Below are 15,404 nucleotides of genomic sequence, written 5' to 3' on the forward strand. Positions count from 1 at the left end.
GAGGGCATGGTCGGACAACTTCGTTCTGTCGTACTTGACTGCCCGGACCCCTCCGAGCTCGCGTCGTTCTACGAGAAGCTGCTCGGCGCCGAACGCCTGGCCGGCGGTGACGACACCTGGGTCGTGATCGTCGCGAACGGCACGCGGGTCGCGTTCCAGCTCGCCCCCGAGTACCAGCCGCCCGTGTTCCCCGATCCGCACGGCTCGCAGCAGTTCCACCTCGACGTGCTGGTCGAGGACATCGAGGAGGCCGAACCCAAGGCCTTGGAGCTCGGCGCGAAGCTGGTTCAGAAGGACAACGACGACACGTTCCGGGTCTACTCGGACCCTGTCGGGCACACCTTCTGCCTCGTGTGGCTTTCTTGATCGAGGCCTACTCTTGCGGCCATGGACTTCGACGTCATCGTCATCGGTGGTGGCCCCGTAGGTGAGAACGTGGCCTGGCGGACGGCCGCGGGTGGCCTGTCCACCGCCATGATCGAGAAGGAGCTGGTCGGCGGCGAGTGCTCGTACTGGGCGTGCATGCCTTCCAAGGCGTTGCTGCGACCCGGTCACGCGCTCGCGGCCGCCCGGCGCGTGCAGGGCGTGAACGCGGGTTCGCTGGACGCGAAGGAGGTGCTCGCGCGGCGCACCGGCTTCACGTCCAACTGGGACGACGCGGGCCAGGTCAAGTGGGCCGAGTCGGAGAACATCCACGTCATCCGCGGCGACGGTGAGGTCACCGGCGAGCGCGAGGTCACCGTGGGCGGCGAGGTCCACCGCGCCCGTCAGGCCGTCGTGGTGTGCACCGGCAGCGTGCCGAAGATGCCGCCGCTGGAAGGCCTCGCCGACACTCCCGTGTGGACCTCGCGCGAAGCCACGTCGGCGCGGGAGGTGCCGGAGTCGCTCGTCGTGCTCGGCGGTGGCGTCGTCGGTGTCGAGATGGCGCAGGCGTGGGCCCGGCTGGGGTCGCAGGTGAAGCTGGTGGTGTCGGGTGACCGGCCGCTGCCGAAGTTCGAGGAGTTCGTCGGCCCGCTGGTCGTGGAGGGCCTGCAGGAGGACGGCGTCGAGGTGCTGCTGGGCGGGCGCGCCTCGTCGATCAAGCCGGGTGAGCTGACGTTGCAGGACGGCCGGGTCGTGCGGGGCTCGGAGATCCTCGTCGCCACGGGGCGGGTGCCCGCCACCAAGGACGGCAAGCCGCTGACCATCGACGACTCCTGCCTGGTGTCCGGTGTGGACGGACGCTGGCTGTACGCCGCCGGTGACGTCACCGGCCGGGCGCTGCTGACGCACCAGGGCAAGTACCAGGCCAGGGCGGCTGGCACGGCGATCCTGGAGCGGTCCCGCGGGTTCGAGCCGAAGCAGTGGTCGGCCGGGCAGGCGTGGGCGGACCACGTGGCGGTGCCGCAGGTCGTGTTCACCGACCCCGAGGTGGCGTTCGTCGGGCACACCGCGGCCGAGGCACGGGCGGCGGGGCGTGACGTCAGGGTCGTCGACCTGGACATCGCGGTCGCCGGGTCGTCGCTGCACGCGGACGGGTACAAGGGCAAGACGCGGATGGTCGTGGACGAGCGCACGCGGACGCTGGTCGGCGTCACGTTCGTCGGTCAGGACGTCGCCGAGCTGCTGCACTCGGCCACCGTCGCGATCGTCGGAGAGGTCACCGTGGACCGGTTGTGGCACGCGGTGCCCTCGTACCCGACGATCAGCGAGGTCTGGCTGCGGCTGCTCGAGTCCTACGGCCTCTGAACCGGGTCCTGAGGCCGTTCCAGCACGGCCCCGAGCATGCCGGTGAGCAGCTCGTTCGCCGTGCCGACCACGTACGCGCGGTCGTCCTCGCCGACTCGTTCGGCGAGCTTGAACAGCGCGTCCGCGGTCTGCACGGCGATCCGGAACGTCAGCATCACCGGGGCGTCGCCGTGGGCGCCGAACCGGTCGACGAACATCTCCGCCAGCCGTTCGGCCATCAGTTCGTACTGGTCGACGCTGGAGTCGAGGCGGTGGCTGTCCAGCATGTCGCTGAACCGCACCCGCCCGAAACCAGGCACCTCGTGCAGCATCCGCATGTACACCGCGACGACCTGCGTCATGGCCTCGCGCCACGTGTCCGCGATCAGGCCCGCGGTGAACAACTCCTCCACCTCGCGGAGATAGGTCTCCATACCGCGAAGCGCCAGGGTGTGCACAACGGATCTTTTGTCGGGGAAGTACTGATAGAAGGAACCAATGGGCACTCCGGCCACATCGACGATGCGAGCCGTGGTGATGTCGTCGTAGTCGTATTCGTTCAGCAGGCCCGCGCAAGCGTCCAGGATCGCGGAAACGGTTGCCGCGCCGCGCTGTTGCACAGGCTGCCGACGCATCACCCTGGCTAACCTGCCTTTTGCCGGATCTTCATGCACGCCGACATCTTTATCCATAACAGCGCTCGAGCCCAAGCACAGGTTCTCGACAGGTTTCAGCCCAGGTCTCCGCGACGTTTGCGATGAACCACCCAGCCGAAGTCGACGAGGCACACGACGGCGAGTAGCAAAAGCACCACGCCGAGCCAAACGAAGTCGGCTCGCATCGCCAGCCACCCGGCCACCGAGTTGAAGACCAGGCCGAATCCGGCCAGCCACAACCGCAGGGTCAACGCACTGCGCGGAGGCGCGGGGGGTGGCAGGTAGTCGCTCACCTCATCCGGTTTCCCGCAGCAACCGGGTCTCAACCGGCCTGAGCCGCCGCGGCGGTTTCGTCACGTAGGGGCGAACCAGGCGCGTCAGGGCCAGGCCAGGGGCGATCAGCGGGACCACGGCGGTCAGCACGGCGGCGGTGATGCCCGCCCGCACGACGTCCTTGGGCATGACGGCGACGCGGTCGACGACGAACGCGCGCCTCCCGGTGATCGACACGGCCGCGAGGACGACCAGGAACAGGCCCAGGCTGAGGATCGCCCGTTGCACCGCGGCCTCGTAGCCTGCCGCTTCTCCCGCGACCAGCACCGCGAACCACCCGGCGAGAGCGGGCAGCTGACCCCGTTCGGTGGTGGCCGCCCAGCTCAGGCCGCCCAGCGTGGCGAGCCAGACGAGGACGCCGGCGCGTTCCTGAGCCCATAGGGATGCCGAATCGAGGGGGATGCCGGTCCAGGCCAGCAGACCGAGCGGACTGGGGGGATCGGCGGCGAGCTGACCGAGCACCCAGGCCAGGGTCCACGCGGACAGCAGCGCGGCCAGGACGAGTTGCCACCGGGGCCGGCGCACCACGCACTGGGCGAGCCGGACGATCTCCGCACGCGTCATACCCCCACCTTGCCGCTCCCAGGTGGTTTGCGGAGAAACGTCACCCCATCGCTCACCCTGTCGGCCCTCGTCCGAGCGCGTTCATCACGCAGCGCAATCCACGATCGGGGGACAGATCTTTTCTAGACTGAGGGACATGAGCATTGATCAGCTTCTGCGTCTTCCCAGCTACCTGATGCTCGGGCTGGTGCGCGAAGCTCGCCGGATCGGGCGCGCCGGTCTGCGCGGGCCCCACCTGACGGTGCTCGCCTACCTGTCCGAGCAGGAGGCCGTGGCGCAGAAGCGGATCAGCGACCGCGTGCGGATGGACCCGAGCGACCTCGTCTCGGTGCTCGACGAGCTGGAAGAGCTCGGGTTCGCGCAGCGCAGACGCGATGAGAGGGACCGGCGCCGGTTCACCGTGTCGATCACCGACGGGGGCAGACGGGCGCTGCGCGAGCGACTGGAGACGGCTCGGGCCCATGAGGAAGAGCTGCTGGCGCCGTTGACCCCGCACGAGCGCGATACGTTGGCCACACTGCTGCGTAAGGCGTACCTGCACCACGCCGATATGCGTGTAGATTAGACAGTCTGCGCTCAGCGACCCAGCGCGGGCAGGACAGTGCGAATCGGAATAAAAGCCGACGCCGCATGATATCGAGAAATGAGGCAAGTTGTCAAGCCCCTCCGATGACCTCCGGCTCGCCGAAATGGAGCCGGAGCAGGAATACGTGGCCATGTTGTACGGCCGGCTCGACGACCTCCGTGAACAGACGTCGAAACGACTCGCACAATCGTTGCGACAAACCGGCGGCACGCACCAGATGCGGTCCGAGCGCGACACGTCCGTCGCGATGTACACAGATCAATTGGCCCAGTACAGCGCGGTCGAGAACGGCCTCGCGTTCGGCCGGCTCGATTTCCACAACGAAGACCGCTTCTACATCGGCCGAATCGGTCTGTTCGACGAGGACAAGGAATACGAGCCGCTGCTGATGGACTGGCGGGCGCCCGCCGCCAGGCCGTTCTACCTCGCCACCGCCGCCAACCCCGACGGCGTGCGGCGGCGCAGGCACCTGCGGACCCGCTCGCGCAAGGTGATCGGCCTCGACGACGAGGTGCTCGACATCAACTCGGTCGGCCGCGCGTCCAAGGACAGCCTGACCGGCGAGGCGACGCTGCTCGCCGCGCTGAACGAGTCGCGCACCGGCCAGATGAGCGACATCGTCGCGACGATCCAGGCCGAGCAGGACAAGATCATCCGGTCCGAGCTCAACGGCGTCGTCGTCGTGCAGGGCGGACCGGGCACCGGCAAGACCGCGGTGGCCCTGCACCGGGCCGCGTACCTGCTGTACACGCACCGCCGTCAGCTGGCGAAGCGCGGCGTGCTCGTGGTCGGCCCGAACACGACGTTCCTGCGGTACATCAGCCAGGTCCTCCCCTCGCTGGGCGAGACGGGCGTGCTGCTGTCCACGGTCGGCGAGCTGTACCCGAACCTGACCGCGACCGGCCGTGAGTCGGCTGCCGCGGCAGCGATCAAGGGCCGTCTCCAGATGGCGGACGCGATCGCCGCGGCGGTGCGCGACCGCCAGGAAGCGCCGCCGTCCGTCGAGATCCGCTTCGACAACGACGTGCTGCGCCTGGACCGGCGCGTGATCGCGGAGGCGCGGGGCAGGGCACGCCGCACCCGCCGCGCGCACAACGAGGCGCGCCGCACGTTCGCCCGCGAGATCATCTCCTCGCTGTCGGGCATGGTGGCCAACCGCCTCGGCGGGCACCTGCTCGACAAGGCGGACATGGACGACATCCGCCGCGAGCTGCGCGAGTCCGACGAGGTCCAGGCGGCGATCTCGTCGCTGTGGCCGGTGCTGACACCGTTCTCGCTGCTCTCGGAGCTCTACCGGAACCCGAAGCGCCGCGCCCGCGCGATGGCGAAGTTCACCCGCGAAGAGCGCGACCTGCTGCAGCGTTCGAACGACGACTGGACTCCGGCGGACGTGCCGTTGCTGGACGAGGCCGCCGAACTGCTCGGCGAGGACGACACGGAGGCCAAGGCCCGCGCCGAACGCCAGCGCCGCCAGGCCGCCGAGTACGCCCAGGGAGTCCTCGACATCCTCGACCTGGAGGACGACGCGGACCCCGACATCCTGATGGCCTCGGACCTGATGGACGCGTACCGCCTGGCCGAGCGCCACGGCGTCGACCGCTACGAGACCGCGGCGGAACGCGCCGCGGCCGACCGCACCTGGACGTTCGGCCACATCATCGTGGACGAGGCCCAAGAACTGTCGGCGATGGCGTGGCGCACGCTGATGCGCCGCTGCCCCAGCAAGTCCATGACGGTCGTGGGCGACATCGCCCAGACCGGCGACATCGGCGGTGCGACCTCATGGGGTTCCGTGCTGTCGCCGTACGTGCAGAACCGTTGGCGCCTCACGGAACTATCGGTCAACTACCGCACGCCGGCCGAGATCATGGAGGTGGCCGCGGACGTGCTCGCCTCCGTGGACGTCTCCCTGGTGCCGCCGACGTCGGTGCGGGAAACCGGCGTGGCACCTTGGGTCTCCACGGTGTCGTCGTTCTCGTCCGAGGTGCCCGAGCTGATCGCCCGCGAGGTCGCCGCAGTGGGCGACGGCAAGATCGCGGTGATCGTGCCGGCCGCGCTGCTGCCGTCGGTGGGCTCCTCGATCGCCGCCGCGGTGCCGGGGTCGTCCGTGGGCAACGAACTGGAGGAGGCGCAGGTCGTGGTGCTCGGCGTGACCGACGCCAAGGGCCTGGAGTTCGACGCGGTGGTCGTGGTCGACCCGGACGGCATCCTCGCGGAGTCGCCGCGTGGCGCGTCGGACCTGTACGTCGCGCTGACCCGCGCCACGCAACGGCTCGGCGTCGTGCACACCGGAACGCTGCCGGACGTGCTGTCCCGGTTGAAGGACATTTCGTAGCGATCGAGCGGAAGCCTGGGTGGCGACGAGGACGCCCCCAGGCTCACCGCGGCGAAGTCAGTGCGCCAGAGCAAGACCGACGGACGCCGCGCCGACCCCGAGCACGACACTGACGACGACGTTCAGCAAGGCGGATCGGTACTTCTCGGTTTCCAGCAGCTTCACCGTCTCGTAGCTGAACGTCGAGTACGTCGTGAGCCCACCGCAGAACCCGACACCCAGCAACGGCATCCAGGACGTCCCGACGACGAACCCGATGAGCAGGCACCCGACGACGTTGACAGTCAAAGTGCCCCACGGGAAGTCCGAGGAGTGCCGCGACTGCACGAACCGGTCGAGCAGATAACGGGTCGGCGCGCCGAGAGCGGCTCCGAGGAACACCACCAGCGCGGTCACCGAGTCACCCGCAACCCGAGAAACGCCGCCCCCACAGCACAAACAGGCGTGGCCAACAGCGCCCAGGACCAAGACACCGCGTACGACGAGAACGTCGTGAACCCGCCCAGCACCCCGACCCCGAAGAACGCACGCACCAACGGCCGAGGCACCAGCCCCATCAGCACCCCGATGAGGAACGACCCCAGCACGTTGATGACGAAGAGCCCCCAAGCGCCCGGCACGAACACGGACAGGCCGTAGCGCGCCACACCCCCGAGCCCGCCGCCCAGTGACACCAGCGAGACGAAGGCGAGAGGCCGGGACTCAGGTCGTGGGCTCGGCAAGGTGCTCCACCAGGTGGTCCAGGGCCTTCAGCGCGCGCACCACGTCCTCGCGTTCGGACGACTCCAGCTTGCCCAGTGCGGCGCCGATCCGCTTCTCGTGTTCGCGCTGCCAGACGAGCAGCTGTTCGTGTCCACGAGGTGAGACGGATAGCCGCGCTACCCGTCTGTCCTTGGGGTCTCCGCCGCGCACCACGAGGCCCGAGTCGATCAGTTGGGACACCAGCCCGGACACGGTGTTGGGAGCGAGGCGCAACGCCGCGGCGAGGTCGCCGACCTTCATCGGCGGGCGCTCCGCCAGGGTCTGCAGCAGCTCTACCTGCGCCATCGGCAGGGATTCCCACGGCCAGTCGGCCCGGATGCTCGTCCGCAACGCCCGGCGCAGGCGAGTGACGACGTCGGTGAGCGTGCGGGCTTCGTCTGACATGCGGAAATCTTACTGAACTCGAGGTAATAGCTCTGTGTCAGATATAATCTGACCACGATGAACTGGTTCGTCACGGAGTCGCCCAGACCGGCGTGGGTCGCACGCCGGTCGTACGCGCTTTGGCTGGTCATCGCGACGGTCTGCTTCGGTGCGTTCATGGGGCAGCTCGACGCCTCGATCGTCACGCTGGCGTTCCCCGCGATGAGCGCTCACTTCCAGGCCGATCCGGAGTGGATCTCGCTCAGCTACCTGATCACGCTCGTGGCGCTGCTCGTCCCAATGGGCAGGATCGCGGACCGGGTCGGGCGCAAGATCGTCTACATCTACGGCTTCGCGTTGTTCACCGGGGCATCTGTCGCGTGCGTGTACGCGCCGGGGTTCGACGCGCTCATCGCGGCGCGGGTCGCTCAGGCCGTGGGGGCGGCCATGTTGCAGGCGAACAGCGTCGCGCTGGTCATCACGGCGGTGGCGCCGGAGCAGCGGCGCCGGGCGCTCGGGGTTCAGGCCGCGGCGCAGGCGGCCGGGCTGGCGGCGGGGCCGTTGCTCGGCGGGTACCTCACCGAGAACTTCGGGTGGCAGGCCGTGTTCGCGATCAACGTGCCGATCGGCGTCGTGGCCATGATCGCCGGCCACTACCTGCTCCCCCGCACGAAGACCGCGCGGGACAAGGGAAAGCCGACGTGGAAGGTGGTGCCCGGGCTGCTCGGCGTGCTGGTCACCTACGCCGCGTTGTTCGCGCCGATGACGGTGCTGCCGTTCACCATGGAACAACCGTTGGCACAGATAGGACTCACGGTCGCCGCGTTGCCGCTCGGGTTCGCGATCGCGGCGACGTTGCTGAGCACGCCCGGCGTCAGGACCGGGGCGCTGATCGCCGGCATCGGGCTGATGATGCCCGTGCCGCAGGTGGTTCAGCTCGTCGTCATGGGCATCGGGCTGGGCATCATCGCGCCGGCCTGCACGAAACGGGTCATGGGTGCGCTGCCGGAAGGTTCGGCCGGGGTCGGGAGCGGGCTCGTGAACGTCGCACGGGGGCTCGGCACAGCGCTGGGCGTCGCCGTGGCGACGCTGGGCGTTCACACTTTTCAGTGACAGCAGCGGTTCTGCTGTACCAATCGTCCTCGGACCCCTGCCGCACGCGTGCGGCGGCTCAGTAGCCTGGTCGCATGTCTGAACGGGTGAGCTGGGTTCCGGAAGGCGTCGACACGGGCAAACCGAGCGCCGCGCGTCTTTACGACTACCTGCTCGGGGGAGGGCACAACTTCGCGGCCGACCGGGCTCTCGCGGAGAAGTTCCTGCAGGCCCAGCCGAACGCCCGCACGATCGCGCGGCTGAACCGCTCGTTCCTGCGCCGGGCCGTGCTGTTCATGGTCGACCGCGGCATCCGCCAGTTCCTCGACCTCGGTTCCGGCATCCCGACGGTCGGCAACGTGCACGAGATCGCGCAGAAGGCCGACCCGGAGTCCCGCGTCGTCTACGTGGACTTCGAGGAGGTCGCGGTCGCGCACAGCCGGCTCATCCTGGAGCACGACCCGAACGCGACGGTCATCCAGGAGGACATGACGAAGCCCGGCGCGGTGCTGCAGGCGACGCGGCACAGCGGTCTTCTCGACTTCTCCCAGCCCATCGGCGTGCTCACGGCCGGCGTTTTCCACTTCGTGCCGCCGCAGGCCGACCCGAACGCGATCGTGGCGACGTACCGCGACGCCGTGCCCGCCGGTAGCTACCTCGCGGTCTCGCAGTTCACCCAGGACCTGCAGCCCGAGGAGATGGCGGGCGTGGTCGAGGTCATGAAGAAGAGCCAGAACCCGATGTACCCGCGCACGAAGAGCGAGATCGAGGGGCTCTTCGACGGCTTCGAACTGGTTGAGCCCGGCATCGTGCCGACCCCGTTGTGGCGACCCGAGGGCGCGAACACCGACGATCCGGACAAGGCGGGCATCTACGCCGCCGTCGGCCGCAAGGTGTGACGGGCCTGTCGTTGTTGGCCGCACGGCGGCGAATCCGTACGCTCTGTGCACAGGATGGAACTTCCTGAACTCGCCGCCCGCTGGATGCACGCGCTGACGTCGACCGCGTACATCCCGCTGTCCCACGCCGAAATCAAGCAGGCGCTGCTCGATTCGCTGCGTGAGCTGCCGGGGTCACCTGAATCGGTCGCCAATCGATTGGTGTCACTGCACGCAACCGGGCCGGACTCGCTGCGGGCCACGATCGAGGTCCTCTCGCCCGCGTTCGAACTACCCGTGCTGGCCCGGTTGAGCTCCGCGTACGCGCAGGCCATGCGGCTGGACGCGTTCGACCAGCAGGAGCAGATCAAGGTCGCGATCGTGCGGGCCAAACAGCGGGTCGAGCGCACGCTGCAGGTCAGCCAGGCGCGGTTCCAGGAGGTGTTCGACTCCGCCGCGCTGGGCATCGTGATCACCGACCTCACCGGCAGGTGCGTCGAGGCGAACGACACGCTCGCCGAGATCGTGGGCCTCGGCTCGGGTGCCGACCTCACCGACCGGGACCTGCGCGACTTCTACCACCCCGACGACCTGGCCGCCCTGGGCGCCTCGTACCGGAAGGTGAGCGAGGGCCACGTCGACAGGTTCCGCGACCAGCGCAAACTGATCCGCGCGGACGGTGAGCCGGTGTGGGTGCACCTCGTGGTCTCGGTGCTGCGCGACGCGGACGGCCGGCCGACGCACCACGTGACGATGGTCGACGACATGAGCGAGCTGCACCTGTTGCAGCGCAGCCTCGACCACCAGCTGCTGCACGACTCGCTCACCGGCCTGTCGAACCGCCAGCACTTCATCTCCCAGGTCGAACGGCAGCTCGACGGCAAGCCGATCACCCTGTACCACCTGGGTCTGGACGCGTTCTCGGTCGTCAACAACGGCCTGGGCCACGAGACCGGCGACAAGCTGCTCAAGATCGTCGCGAACCGCCTGGGCGAGCTCGCCGCGGAGAAGAAGGCCGTGCTGGCGCGCATCGGCGGCGACGAGTTCGCGTTGATGACGGTGTCGGACAACGTCACCTCGACCATCGAGGAGATCCAGGCCGCGCTCGGCGAACCGACCTTCGTGGACGATCACGGCATCGCGCTGTCGGTGAGCATCGGCGTGGTGGACCGTCCGCCGGCGTTCGCGACCGCGGGCGAACTCATGCGGTGCGCCAACGCCGCGCTGCGCCAGGCGAAGGCACGCGGCAAGCGGCAGTGGGCGTTGCACGACCCGCACGACGACGCCCGCCGCCGCGGCAAGTACGCGCTGGCCGCGTCCATGCCGGGGGCGTGGGAGCACGGCGAGATCGAGATCGTCTACGCGCCGGTGCACGACCTGGAGTCCCAGGAGGTGCTCGGCGCCGTCGCCCGCCTGCACTGGGACGACCTGAGCCACAACGACACGATGGCGCTGGCCGACTCCACGGGGCTGTCGCTGCCGATCGGCCGCTGGCTGCTGCAGGAAGCGTGCGCTCAAGCCGCGAGATGGGCCGCGGAGTTCGGCGACGGGGCGCCCACGCTGCACATCGCGCTGGGCGCCTTGCAGTCCCGCGACGAGGACCTGGTGGCCGACGTCAAGCGAGCGCTCGACGAGACCGGGTTCCCGCCGGAACGGCTGCGGATCGCGCTGGACATCTCGTCGGTGCTGGCCGGCGACGACAACGCCCTGGTACTGCACGACAGCGGCATCGTCACAGCGCTGGACGGGTTCCGCGGCGGCCACGACGAACTGGCCGTGCTGACCGAGGTGCCGGTCCGCTCGGTGATCACCCGCGCACCCGCGCCCAGCCCGGACTCCCCGCTGTACCAGGCGATGCGGGCCCTCATTGAAACCGTGCACAGTCTCGGCGTGCGGTTCGGCGTCGACGAGGTGCACACCCTCGAAGACGCCGAGCACTGGCGGCGGGCCGGCGCGGACGGCGTGATCGGGCTGATGCCCGCCCTGGGCGCCGCCGAGGTCACCGAACTGCTCAAAGCTGCTTCACGGCCGCCAGGAGCTTCGTGAGCGAGTCCTTCGCGTCGCCGAACAACAACGTCGTCTTCGGGTTGTACAGCAGCTCGTTGTCCACGCCCGCGAACCCCGGCCGCATCGACCGCTTCATGAACACCACGGACTTCGCGCGGTCCACGTCGAAGATCGGCATGCCGTAGATCGGGCTGGACGGCTCGTCCCGCGCACCCGGATTCACCACGTCGTTGGCCCCGACGACCACGGCCACGTCGACCGACGTGATGCCGGGGTTGACGTCGTCGAGCTCCTTGAGCTGCTCGTACGGCACGTCCGCCTCGGCCAGCAACACATTCATGTGCCCCGGCATACGCCCCGCCACGGGATGGATCCCGTACGCCACGGACACCCCACGCCGTTCGAGCTGCGCCACGAGCTCACGCACCGCGTGCTGCGCCTGCGCGACGGCGAGCCCGTAACCCGGCACGACGACCACGTTGTTCGCGTACCCCAGCAGGATCGCGACGTCCTCGACCGTGCCCGACTTGACCGTGCGCTGCTCTTCTCCCTGCGCGACAACGGTCTTCGCCTTGAACGCGCCGAACAGGATGTTCGCGAGCGACCGCCCCATCGCCTGCGCCATCAGCCGGGTCAGGATGGTGCCGGACGCGCCGACGAGCGTGCCGGCGACGATCAGCAGCGTGTTCGCCAGCACGTAACCGGACGCGGCGACCGCGAGACCGGTGAACGCGTTGAGCAACGAGATCGCGATCGGCACGTCCGCACCACCGACCGGCAGCACGAACAGCACACCGAGCGCCAGACCGACGACCGCCAGCAGCCACAGCAGGAACCCGTTCGGCACCGCAATCGTCAACGCGCACAGGGCGATCGACGACGCGGCGGCCGCGATCGCGAGCTGCTGGCCGGCGGGCAACAGCACCGGGCGGGTCGTCATCAGTTCCTGCAGCTTCAGGAACGTGACCACCGAACCGGAGAAGCTCACCGAGCCGATCAGCACCGTCAGCACGGTCGCGAGCCGGAACAGGACAGTCGAGTCCGGCACCGCGAAGAACTCGGCCAGCGCCACCAGGGCCGCCGCCGCGCCGCCGACCCCGTTGAACAGCGCCACCATCTGCGGGATGGCCGTCATCTTCACCGACCGCGCGGCCGGGATGCCGACCACGACACCGAGCGCGACGGCGATCAGGATCCACAGTCCGTTGTGGACCACGCCGTGGACGTACGCGGTGACGACGGCGACCAGCATGCCGAACGCGCCGATGAAGTTGCCGTAGCGCGCGTACTTGGGCGAGCTCAGGCCTTTCAGCGCCAGGACGAAGCACACCGACGCGACGAGGTACATCAGCTGGACCGTCATCGCTTGAACATCTCCAGCATCCGGTCGGTCACCACGAACCCGCCGACGACGTTGACCGTGGCCAGGAAGACCGCGACCAGCCCCAGAACCAGCTCCAGGGTGCTCTCGGCGGACCCGGTGATCAGGATCGCGCCGACGAGGATCACCCCGTGGATGGCGTTCGCACCGGACATCAGAGGTGTGTGCAGGATCGTGGACACCTTCGAGACCACCTCGAAGCCCACGAAGACGGCCAGCACGAAGATCGTCAGCAGGTCGATCACGGCAACTCCTTGCGGATCTGACCGGCGTGGGTGAGGCAGCAGCCGTCGAGCACCTCGTCCGAGAGGTCCGGCGACACCGACCCGTCCGCGATCATCAGCTTGAGCAGGTTCAGCACGTTGCGCGAGTAGAGCTTGCTGGCGTGCACCGGCATGGACGACGGCAGGTTCAGCGCGCCGTGCACGAGCACGTCGCCGACCCAGGTCTCCTGGCCCGCGACGGAACCGGCGTAGTTGCCGCCGGACTCCGCGGCCAGGTCGACCACGACGGAGCCCGGCGCCATGGCCTTGAGCATGTCCGTCGTGACGAGCACCGGGGCCTTGCGGCCGGGGATGGCCGCCGTGGTGATCACGACGTCGGACGCCGCCACGTGCTCACCGATGAGTTCCCGCTGGCGTTCCAGGAACTCCTCGGACTGCACGGACGCGTAGACACCGGACTGCGTCTCGAGCTCGAGTTCGAGGAACTTCGCACCGAGGCTGCGGACCTCCTCACCCGCGGCCTTGCGCACGTCGTACGCCTCGACGACGGCGCCCAGCCTGCGAGCGGTCGCGATGGCCTGCAGGCCGGCCACACCCGCGCCCAGCACGAGCACCTTCGCCGGCGGCACGGTGCCGGCGGCGGTGGTGAACATGGGCAGGAAGCGCGGCAGTCGTTCGGCGGCGACGAGCACCGCCCGGTAGCCCGCCACCAACGCCTGCGACGACAGGGCGTCCGCGCTCTGGGCACGTGTGACCCGGGGCAGCAGGTCGAAGCTGAACGACGTGACGTTCCGCCGCGCATAGACCTCTAGAAGTTCCCGTTCGCCTTGGGGCTGCAGGAAGCTGATGGTGACGGCACCCGGTTTCAACGCGGAGGCCTGGGCGGTGGTCAGCGGCTGCACGGACACGACGACGTCGGATTCCGGCGTCGGGTCCTCGGGCGTCACCGTCGCCCCGGCCGCGCGGTACGCGGCGTCGAGGGCGTGGGCGTGACGCCCGGCGCCTTCCTGTACTTGCACGGTCAGTCCAGCGTCGACCAGCGACGACACCGTTTCCGGTACGCAGGCGACTCGGCGCTCGGCGGGCCGCGACTCTGCGGGGGTTCCCACTCTCACCGTACGCACGTTACGCGATCAAAGGTGACCTGGGCCACATCACAGTTGCCAGTGCGCCGCACCGGTCCCCGGCAGGCACCCTGCCAGCCCAGTCGCGGGCATCACGTGCTCACCGAGCGTCCATGCCGGCGTTGGCGATCGCGTGGTGGAGCAGCGCGGACCCGGCCGCCGCCGCGGCCGGGGCGAGCACCACGCACAGTTCCCGTCAGTGTGCGACAGGACATCCGGAAGGCTTGGCGGCGGGGAAGAAGTTCGGCAGCAGTTCACCCGAGTCGTAGTAGCGGTGGTACACCGGCGTCAGCCCGCCCGACACGGGTGGCACGATCCACGACCAGTCCGCGGGGCAGGTGCGTCCGGCGGCCTCCTCCTTCTCCAGGTGTGTCAGGAACCTCTGCGACTCCGTGTGGTGGTCCGTGATCGTGACCCCGGCCTCCGCGAACGAGTGCAGGACGGCGCGGTTGAGCTCCACCAGAGCTCGGTCGCGCCACAACGTCGCCTCCGACGACATGTCCAGGCCCATTCGCTTGGCGAGGTACGGCAGCAGGTCGTAGCGGTCGTGGTCGGCCAGGTTGCGGGCGCCGATCTCGGTGCCCATGTACCAGCCGTTGAACGGCGCGGACGGGTAGTCGATCCCGCCGACGCGCAGGCGCATGTTGCTGATGGCGGGAACGGCGTGCCACTTCACGCCGAGTGCCTCCAGCCACGGGAAGTCCGGGTGGGACAACGGGACTTCCAGCACGTCGTCGGCGGGGATCTCGACGAGCGCGGGGTCTTGGCCCTTGCAGGACACCATGAGCGGCAGCACGTCGAACGGGCCTCGTGTGGACGGCGGCTGCCAGCCTCGCTTCAGCGCGAGCTCGGTGAGGGCGAGGTTGCGGCCGTCGCCGAGCACTCCGCCGTCGGCGCCGCGGTAGGCGGCGTAGCGGATGATCTGCTCGTTGACGATCTGCGGCGCGTCCATGCCGGGTTCAGCGGGGGCGAAGACCGTGATGACGGGCCGGATCTTGCCCTTGTTGGTGGCCACGCGGAGGTGCTCGACGCACTCCTTCGCCACGTCGGCGGGAGCGGACACGTCCCGCTGGTCGCGCACTTTCAAGCTCCGCCAGTAAAGGCGGCCGATGCAGCGGGAGCTGTTGCGCCAGGCCACCCTGGCGCCGAAGGTCAGTTCGGCGGTGGTGTGGCGGTAGGTGCCGGTCGCGGCGATCTCCGCGTGCACCTCGGCCAGCCTGGCCTCGACGGGACCGAGGTCCGGGTTCTCGGTGTGGTGCTGCCGGACGAAGTCCTCAGCCTCGGCGATGTCGATCTCGCCGGTGTTCTCGACCTGCGCCGGGGGAAGCGCCGTGAGGGAACGGGGCATCACGTCAGTCGGGACGGGGGTCATGGCGAGGCACCGTAGTTGCG

At 69.1% G+C, this 15,404-nt stretch carries 17 protein-coding genes; 7 read left to right on the plus strand and 10 right to left on the minus strand.

From position 1 onward, the window contains the following. The first annotated feature begins 6 nt into the window (after nucleotides 1–6). Together LX88_RS28380 and LX88_RS28385 are read left to right on the plus strand one after the other, a co-directional pair. Nucleotides 7–366 carry a VOC family protein gene (locus tag LX88_RS28380; protein WP_258950821.1) on the plus strand — a complete coding sequence of 120 codons (360 nt, stop codon included), beginning with the start codon at nucleotides 7–9 and terminating at the stop codon, nucleotides 364–366. A 21-nt stretch (nucleotides 367–387) separates the two neighbouring features. Then, nucleotides 388–1,728 (plus strand): dihydrolipoyl dehydrogenase family protein, encoded by a 1,341-nt coding sequence (locus tag LX88_RS28385; protein WP_258950822.1) that lies wholly within the window; start codon nucleotides 388–390, stop codon nucleotides 1,726–1,728. Here LX88_RS28385 and LX88_RS28390 read toward each other — a convergent pair. The 3 genes from LX88_RS28390 to LX88_RS28400 form a co-directional block, all read right to left on the minus strand. Next, nucleotides 1,716–2,342: a TetR/AcrR family transcriptional regulator gene (locus LX88_RS28390; protein ID WP_258950823.1), complete on the minus strand. Its 627-nt coding sequence runs from the start codon at nucleotides 2,340–2,342 to the stop codon at nucleotides 1,716–1,718. The two genes, LX88_RS28385 and LX88_RS28390, sit on opposite strands and share 13 nt — an antisense overlap. Nucleotides 2,343–2,437: 95 nt before the next feature. Continuing rightward, nucleotides 2,438–2,656, minus strand: coding sequence for a DUF6343 family protein (locus LX88_RS28395; protein WP_258950824.1), 219 nt, complete (start codon nucleotides 2,654–2,656; stop codon nucleotides 2,438–2,440). A 1-nt stretch (nucleotide 2,657) separates the two neighbouring features. Further along, nucleotides 2,658–3,260: a hypothetical protein gene (locus LX88_RS28400; RefSeq protein WP_258950825.1), complete on the minus strand. Its 603-nt coding sequence runs from the start codon at nucleotides 3,258–3,260 to the stop codon at nucleotides 2,658–2,660. Nucleotides 3,261–3,396: 136 nt separating this feature from the next. Between LX88_RS28400 and LX88_RS28405 the strand changes: the two genes are divergently transcribed. Together LX88_RS28405 and LX88_RS28410 are read left to right on the plus strand one after the other, a co-directional pair. Continuing rightward, complete coding sequence (locus LX88_RS28405; protein ID WP_258950826.1) at nucleotides 3,397–3,825, plus strand: MarR family winged helix-turn-helix transcriptional regulator; 429 nt, start codon at nucleotides 3,397–3,399, stop codon at nucleotides 3,823–3,825. Between the two features lie 124 nt (nucleotides 3,826–3,949). Further along, nucleotides 3,950–6,181, plus strand: a complete 2,232-nt coding sequence (locus LX88_RS28410) for a HelD family protein (protein ID WP_258950944.1) — start codon at nucleotides 3,950–3,952, stop codon at nucleotides 6,179–6,181. 57 nt (nucleotides 6,182–6,238) lie between these two features. On the opposite strand, the gene crcB is transcribed toward LX88_RS28410, so the two are convergent. The 3 genes from crcB to LX88_RS28425 are packed head-to-tail and all read right to left on the minus strand — an operon-like array spanning nucleotide 6,239 to nucleotide 7,327. After that, nucleotides 6,239–6,577 (minus strand): fluoride efflux transporter CrcB, encoded by a 339-nt coding sequence (gene crcB / locus LX88_RS28415; protein WP_258950827.1) that lies wholly within the window; start codon nucleotides 6,575–6,577, stop codon nucleotides 6,239–6,241. After that, on the minus strand, nucleotides 6,574–6,903 hold the full coding sequence (locus LX88_RS28420; protein WP_258950828.1) for a fluoride efflux transporter FluC: 330 nt from the start codon (nucleotides 6,901–6,903) through the stop codon (nucleotides 6,574–6,576). Before LX88_RS28420 ends, crcB begins: the two co-directional genes overlap by 4 nt. Continuing rightward, a complete protein-coding gene (locus tag LX88_RS28425; RefSeq protein ID WP_258950829.1) occupies nucleotides 6,884–7,327 on the minus strand; it encodes a MarR family winged helix-turn-helix transcriptional regulator in 444 nt (147 codons plus the stop codon). Before LX88_RS28425 ends, LX88_RS28420 begins: the two co-directional genes overlap by 20 nt. A gap of 57 nt (nucleotides 7,328–7,384) precedes the next feature. On the opposite strand from LX88_RS28425, the gene LX88_RS28430 reads away from it, so the two are divergent. From LX88_RS28430 to LX88_RS28440, 3 genes are all read left to right on the plus strand, one after another. Then, entirely contained in the window at nucleotides 7,385–8,419 is a 1,035-nt protein-coding gene (locus tag LX88_RS28430; protein WP_258950830.1) for an MFS transporter, read from the plus strand. A gap of 74 nt (nucleotides 8,420–8,493) precedes the next feature. Continuing rightward, nucleotides 8,494–9,297, plus strand: a complete 804-nt coding sequence (locus LX88_RS28435; RefSeq protein WP_258950831.1) for an SAM-dependent methyltransferase — start codon at nucleotides 8,494–8,496, stop codon at nucleotides 9,295–9,297. A gap of 54 nt (nucleotides 9,298–9,351) precedes the next feature. Further along, nucleotides 9,352–11,322, plus strand: a complete 1,971-nt coding sequence (locus tag LX88_RS28440) for a diguanylate cyclase domain-containing protein (RefSeq protein ID WP_258950832.1) — start codon at nucleotides 9,352–9,354, stop codon at nucleotides 11,320–11,322. On the opposite strand, the gene LX88_RS28445 is transcribed toward LX88_RS28440, so the two are convergent. The 4 genes from LX88_RS28445 to LX88_RS28460 all read right to left on the minus strand — a co-directional run bounded on the left by LX88_RS28445 (nucleotide 11,288) and on the right by LX88_RS28460 (nucleotide 15,384). Continuing rightward, nucleotides 11,288–12,646 carry an NAD(P)(+) transhydrogenase (Re/Si-specific) subunit beta gene (locus LX88_RS28445; protein ID WP_258950833.1) on the minus strand — a complete coding sequence of 453 codons (1,359 nt, stop codon included), beginning with the start codon at nucleotides 12,644–12,646 and terminating at the stop codon, nucleotides 11,288–11,290. The two genes, LX88_RS28440 and LX88_RS28445, sit on opposite strands and share 35 nt — an antisense overlap. After that, nucleotides 12,643–12,909, minus strand: a complete 267-nt coding sequence (locus LX88_RS28450) for an NAD(P) transhydrogenase subunit alpha part 2 (RefSeq protein ID WP_211335646.1) — start codon at nucleotides 12,907–12,909, stop codon at nucleotides 12,643–12,645. Before LX88_RS28450 ends, LX88_RS28445 begins: the two co-directional genes overlap by 4 nt. Then, complete coding sequence (locus LX88_RS44395; RefSeq protein WP_258950834.1) at nucleotides 12,906–14,003, minus strand: NAD(P) transhydrogenase subunit alpha; 1,098 nt, start codon at nucleotides 14,001–14,003, stop codon at nucleotides 12,906–12,908. Before LX88_RS44395 ends, LX88_RS28450 begins: the two co-directional genes overlap by 4 nt. Before the next feature lie 205 nt (nucleotides 14,004–14,208). Next, entirely contained in the window at nucleotides 14,209–15,384 is a 1,176-nt protein-coding gene (locus LX88_RS28460) for a nitric oxide synthase oxygenase (protein WP_372511434.1), read from the minus strand. Nucleotides 15,385–15,404 lie beyond the last annotated feature (20 nt).

The sequence above is a fragment of the Lentzea californiensis genome (assembly GCF_024648825.1).
Lineage (GTDB): Bacteria > Actinomycetota > Actinomycetes > Mycobacteriales > Pseudonocardiaceae > Lentzea > Lentzea californiensis.